5 protein-coding genes and 1 pseudogene are annotated in these 4,755 nt (G+C 62.3%); 3 read left to right on the top strand and 3 right to left on the bottom strand.

What is annotated here, in order from left to right:
• A pseudogene (locus tag VN856_RS22690) lies at positions 1 to 130 on the bottom strand (steroid 3-ketoacyl-CoA thiolase); the annotation flags it as partial.
• A 93-nt stretch (positions 131 to 223) separates the two neighbouring features.
• Here VN856_RS22690 and VN856_RS22685 point away from each other — a divergent pair.
• The gene (locus VN856_RS22685; protein ID WP_325693250.1) at positions 224 to 709 is read left to right on the top strand and encodes a helix-turn-helix domain-containing protein; all 486 of its coding nucleotides are present in this window, start codon (positions 224 to 226) and stop codon (positions 707 to 709) included.
• 16 nt (positions 710 to 725) lie between these two features.
• On the opposite strand, the gene VN856_RS22680 is transcribed toward VN856_RS22685, so the two are convergent.
• A complete protein-coding gene (locus tag VN856_RS22680; protein ID WP_325693247.1) occupies positions 726 to 1,409 on the bottom strand; it encodes a class I SAM-dependent methyltransferase in 684 nt (227 codons plus the stop codon).
• Between the two features lie 214 nt (positions 1,410 to 1,623).
• On the opposite strand from VN856_RS22680, the gene VN856_RS22675 reads away from it, so the two are divergent.
• Positions 1,624 to 2,835 carry a cytochrome P450 gene (locus VN856_RS22675; RefSeq protein ID WP_325693244.1) on the top strand — a complete coding sequence of 404 codons (1,212 nt, stop codon included), beginning with the start codon at positions 1,624 to 1,626 and terminating at the stop codon, positions 2,833 to 2,835.
• A 32-nt stretch (positions 2,836 to 2,867) separates the two neighbouring features.
• Positions 2,868 to 4,025, top strand: a complete 1,158-nt coding sequence (locus tag VN856_RS22670; protein WP_325693241.1) for a thiolase family protein — start codon at positions 2,868 to 2,870, stop codon at positions 4,023 to 4,025.
• A 5-nt stretch (positions 4,026 to 4,030) separates the two neighbouring features.
• Here VN856_RS22670 and VN856_RS22665 read toward each other — a convergent pair.
• Positions 4,031 to 4,755 (bottom strand): acyl-CoA dehydrogenase family protein (locus VN856_RS22665; protein WP_325693239.1); only part of this gene is annotated, 725 nt, incomplete at its 5' end.

Genomic DNA, 4,755 nt, shown 5'->3' with positions numbered 1-4,755 from the left:
CCAGCTCTCGCAAGCTGTGGGCCAGCAGATCTGCGGGCAGCACGTCGTGCAGTGCGCCGCTGGCCTTGCCCTTGCCCACGGGCGTGCGTACCGCGCCCACAATGACGGCGTCTCGACCTTGATATGCCATGACTCCTCCTTGAGCCGAATGCTAAGTATCTACACCTGTACCCAGCTAAACACCTGGGTATACTGAGAACAACCCAGATCGGAGGTGATTTGCGTGACACTTTTACAGGGCGCGCTGGCTGATCGCGACGCCTGGTCGGCGGTCGGTGACTGCCCGATCGAGCAGACCATGTCGGTCGTGGGCACCAAATCGGCGATGCTGATCATGCGCGAGGCCTACTACGGCACCACTCGATTCGACGATTTCGCCCAGCGGATCGGTGTCACCAAAGCTGCGGCTTCCGCGCGGTTGTCCGAACTGGTCGACCTCGGACTGTTGACGCGCCAGCCGTACCGCGAGCCCGGGCAGCGCACCCGCGACGAGTACGTACTCACCGAAGCCGGGATCGATTTCATGCCGGTAGTCTGGGCGATGTTCGTATGGGGCCAACGGCACCTGTCCGGCTCCAACCGGTTGCGGCTTACCCATCTCGATTGCGGCGCCGATGCGTCAGTCGAAGTCCGTTGCGCCAAAGGCCATCCGGTGCCGTTCGACGAACTCGGCGTGGAATTGACCAGGCGGAACCGGCGCGGCCCCTGAGTCTGCGACCATTCGATCAGGAAGCGGTCTTTGTCGCCCACAGCTCGAGGACCATCGGACCTTCCAGAATCTCAAAGTCGGAGAATTGGCTTGCTGCCAGCCATTCTTTGAGCTGTTCGCTGGAGTAAGCGCGCCGCACGAGGAGCCGCCGGAAAAGTAGCTGGTTGGTCAGCCAGTCGAACACGCCGCCGCTGATGGTCCCGACGTACTCATTGATCGCCTCGCCGGAAGCATCATGGCGAAGGTCAACGATCACCGCTGTACCGCCCACTTTCAATACCCGTCTGATCTCTTTTAGCGCATCAGCCGGACTGCTGAAGTTCTGGAATGCTGCCTGGCACACGACGAAATCAAAGGTCCCGCTTTCGAACGGCATGGCAGCTGCGTCGCCGTGGCGGAAGTCGACTTGGACGCCCTCTCGAGCCGCGTTTTCGCGCGCGATGGCCAGCAGCGTTTCGCTGATATCGAGGCCGCTGACCTGGTAGTCGCCGAGGCGTGCAAGTTCAATCGCGAGATATCCCGGCCCTGGAGCGACCTCGAGCACCCGCCCGGACGAAGGCAGGGACTCGGCCACCCGCCAGGCCAACGCCTGCTTTTCGGCTCGCGCCTTCCGCGCTCTCGCGTCGTACCAGCGCGCGACACCGCCCTCTAAAGCTACGCCTCGGTAGGCCTTGGATCGCTGACGCGCGCCTGACTGCATATCCGACCTCCGCCATTCTTGGCACTGCAACTTTGGCCGGCCACAAGCTGTGGCCTCCCGGTGTTGACACGTTTACGGGCCGGATCGGGTTCACTGTTCGGTCCGGGTACCGATAGCTCGCAGCGACCTGGCTAGCCGATGTACGCTACTGTAATATTTACAGTACGATCATGCGGCAGGACGCCGGTCCACTCGACGAAGCTGGAGCGCAGCTGTGGAAAGTCAACTTCGAGACGCCGCCGTCAACGCCGCCTTGCCGTCTGAGTTCATCCGCGATCCGTATCCGTACTTCGCCCAGAAGCGCGACGGGGCCGGCGTATTCCATGGATCCGTCATCGACTATTCCAAAACCCCGGAAGCGTTGCGGCCCAAGAATTCCTTCGCCGCAATGTCATTCGACGCGGTGAACACCGCATTTCGCGACGGCAAGGTTTTCAACTCGACTTACTACGACAACACGATCGGGCTGTTCATCGGTCCCTCCATCTTGGCGATGGAGGGCAATACGCATCGCGAACACCGCAATCTGGTATCGGCGGCGTTCAAGTCCAAGGCACTTGCCCGTTGGGAACCGGAGATTGTGCGGCCAATCTGCGATGCGCTGATCGACGAGTTCATCGATGCCGGGCACGCCGACCTCGTCCGCGATTTCACCTTCGAGTTCCCGACCCGCGTCATCGCAAAGCTCTTGGGTCTGCCGGCCGACGATCTGCCGACCTTCCGCCGACGCGCGGTGCAGTTGATCAACTACACCATCAAGTACGAGCGCGCGTTCGAGGCTTCCGCAGCCCTGAAAGACTATTTCCTCGAACAGATCGAACAGCGCCGGGCCCAACCGACCGAGGACATCATCGGCGATCTGGTCACCGCAGAGATCGACGGCGAAAAGCTCAGCGACGAGGCCATCTATTCGTTCCTCCGACTGCTGCTTCCGGCAGGACTGGAAACCACCTACCGATCATCGGGCAACCTGCTGTTCTTGTTGCTCACCCACCCCGAGCAGTTCGCCGCGGTCCAATCCGATCACGCGTTGGTCGCGCCGGCGATCGAAGAAGGACTGCGGTTCGAGACACCGCTGACCACCGTGCAACGCTTCACTACCGAAGACACTGTGCTGCAAGGAATTAAGATACCCGCACGGTCCGCCGTCGACCTGTGCATCGGCTCGGCCAACCGCGATCAGCACCGCTGGGAACGCTCGGAAGATTTCGACATCTTCCGGAAGCAGTTGCCCCACATCTCGTTCGCCGCCGGAGAACACACCTGCCTGGGCCTGCACCTGGCTCGCATGGAAACCCGAGTGGCGCTGGAATGTCTGCTTAGCCGGGTGACCAACCTGAAGCTCATCACCGATGACGACCCGCACATCTACGGCCAGCCGTTCCGCTCGCCGACAGCGCTGCCCGTTACGTTCGATGCCAAGTAGGCCCGAAAGGGTCAAAGTGATGGAGCACCCGCATGAGTCATAGTACGAACGAGGTCGCGATCATCGGCGTAGGTCTGCATCCGTTCGGCCGCTTCGAAGGCAAATCAGCGATGCAGATGGCCGCCGACGCGATCGGGCTCGCGCTTGCCGATGCGGGTGTCGGTTGGAAGGACATTCAATTCGCCGTCGGCGGCAGCTGGACGGTGGCGAACCCGGATGCGATCGTCGGCATGGTGGGTCTGACCGGCATTCCGTTCACCGACGTGTTCAATGCCTGTGCCACCGCGGCCAGCGCGACCAAATTGTGCGCTGACAGTATCCGGTTGGGCGACTACGACATTGGCATTGCCGTCGGAATGGACAAGCACCCCCGCGGCGCCTTTACCGAAGATCCCGCGCTGGTCGGCATGCCGAGCTGGTACGCCCAGAACGGTCAATACCTCACTACCCAGTTCTTCGGGATGAAGGCCAACAGATACCTCCACGATCATGGCATCTCCACCCACACGCTGGCCAAGGTCGCCGCGAAGAACTTCCGCAACGGAGTGTTGAACCCCAACGCCTTCCGCCGCAAGCCGATCTCCGAAGAGGCCATCCTGGCCTCGCCGATCCTGAATTTCCCACTGACCCAGTACATGTTCTGCGCCCCCGACGAAGGCGCAGCCGCCGTCGTGATGTGTCGCGCCGACATCGCGCACCGGTTCACCACCAAACCCGTATATGTGCGGGCGGTCGAAATCCGTACCCGGCGCTACGGTGCGTACGAGGTCAACACCACATATGCACCGGTCGATGAGGACGTCTCGCCGACCGTCTACGCCGCCAAAGCCGCCTTCGAGAAGGCTGGCGTTTCGCCCAGCGATGTCGACGTCATCCAGTTGCAGGACACCGACGCCGGCGCGGAGGTCATTCACATGGCCGAGGCGGGATTCTGTGCCGACGGCGAGCAGGAGAAGCTGTTGGCCGACGGCGTTACCGAGATCAGCGGCACCATGCCGGTCAACACCGACGGTGGACTGATCGCCAACGGCGAACCGATCGGGGCATCCGGTTTGCGCCAGATGCACGAACTGGTGCGGCAGTTACGGGGCCAGGCAGGTGAACGCCAAGTTCCGGGAACTCCGCGAGTCGGATTCGCCCAGGTTTACGGTGCGCCCGGAACCGCTGCCGCAACTATCCTGTCGACCTGACCGGGCTACGAAACCTTCTTGGGCGCCGAATAGTTCGGCTTGCCCAAGCCGAGCGTGTACTGCGCAATCATGTTACGGAAGACCTCGAGGGTGCCGCCGTAGATCCCGACCAGCGGGGCGAACCGGTAGACGTACTCCGACGCACCGTCGTCAGCCGCACCGTCGGTACCCACCGGCAGCGTCGAAGCCGTACCGAGAATGTCCATCAACTCCGGTGAGACATCGCGCATCGTCTGCGCGATGGCCACCCGGCCGAAGATGCTCGGCGCACTCAGCGCCGCCTCGATCCGGGCGGCGCTGCGGCCCAACCGGTACGCCACCGATTCATCGCCAACAAGCCTGTGCCCATTGCTATCCCGCTCCCCGACCTTGGCTGCGGTCTTGTCCAGGGCATGCGCCATAAACCCGGCCTGGTGCATCATGATTGAGACGTCCTGCAACCCATCCGGTGCGGCAGCGACAGCGCCGTGCTCGGTGTTGAGCGGCTCGCGCAGCACCGTCCAGCCCCCGTTGACCTCGCCGAGCCGGTACTTGTCCTCGACGCGCACGTCGCTGTAGTAGACGATATTGGTGCGGTCGCCGTCGACGGTGCGGATGCCCTGGATATCGATGCCCGGGGAATCCAGTGGCACCAGAAACATGGTCAGGCTCTTATGCTTTGGGGCATCGGGGTCAGTGTTGGTGATCAGGAAGACGTACTGGCACTTGTGCGCGCCGGTGGTGAACATCT

Source organism: Mycobacterium sp. (genome assembly GCF_035603715.1).
Classification (GTDB): domain Bacteria; phylum Actinomycetota; class Actinomycetes; order Mycobacteriales; family Mycobacteriaceae; genus Mycobacterium.
This window is presented reverse-complemented; position numbering and strand designations above follow the sequence as displayed.

Coding starts and splice junctions, on each gene's coding strand:
- VN856_RS22680 (WP_325693247.1), bottom strand. CDS start 1,409: ATGCAGTCAGGCGCGCGTCAGCGATCCAAGGCCTACCGAGGCGTAGCT.
- VN856_RS22670 (WP_325693241.1), top strand. CDS start 2,868: ATGAGTCATAGTACGAACGAGGTCGCGATCATCGGCGTAGGTCTGCAT.